The 661-nt window shown below is 39.3% G+C and carries 1 protein-coding gene; it reads left to right on the top strand.

The window, feature by feature from the left end; genetic code table 11:
• Positions 1 to 110 precede the first annotated feature (110 nt).
• A complete protein-coding gene (locus NWE73_RS18090; RefSeq protein ID WP_277579772.1) occupies positions 111 to 644 on the top strand; it encodes a hypothetical protein in 534 nt (177 codons plus the stop codon).
• Positions 645 to 661 lie beyond the last annotated feature (17 nt).

Below are 661 nucleotides of genomic sequence, written 5' to 3'. Positions count from 1 at the left end.
GCGATGGACTGATTGCTGCTTATATAGTGATTTGAGAAATCGTCGCTGAGGAGTAAAGGGAACTTTATCCTACCTTTGCAATGGTAGAATTTACGCCAAAAGGAGTGAATATGAAGCGCATTATTTTAGGTTCAATTTTGATTTTTTCACAGGTGACAATGGCAGCAAAATTGAACTGCAATATTGATATTTATGATGAAAGCAATGGCGCAAAGCTTGTGGAATCTAAAACAATATCCATGACCTTACATACAAAGGCAGACACGATCTATGATGAGAAAAATGATCAAAATCTTCGCGTCAAAGTAATAACTGCTCGTAGAGCCTTTCAACTTAAAAACGACCTCCATCGAGGAATTTTTGTTGAGGCTTATAGTGTTGATGGTTCAAATAATTTGAGAGTGCACGCCGGACATATTTTCAAACACCATGAAATGAGAGGTGGTTGGCTTGGTGGCGCAACGTTCAATGGAAGAATTTTTTCTTTAGACTCTGACGGAAAGGTTGGCGAAACCATCGAAAAATACGACGCAGAGACGGACGACTCCCGTGTTAAAATCAATAGCTGTGAGATTAAATCTGGGGTCGTTGTTGGTGAACATATGTTCTCCAATGAATATCCTGAATTGATTGATGCAGACTAAGGATCTTCCGGCTTTAA

Origin of the sequence: Bdellovibrio svalbardensis (genome assembly GCF_029531655.1) — a bacterium.
GTDB lineage: Bacteria > Bdellovibrionota > Bdellovibrionia > Bdellovibrionales > Bdellovibrionaceae > Bdellovibrio > Bdellovibrio svalbardensis.
Note: the sequence above shows the minus strand (reverse complement) of the source record. Positions and strands in the feature narration are given on the sequence as shown.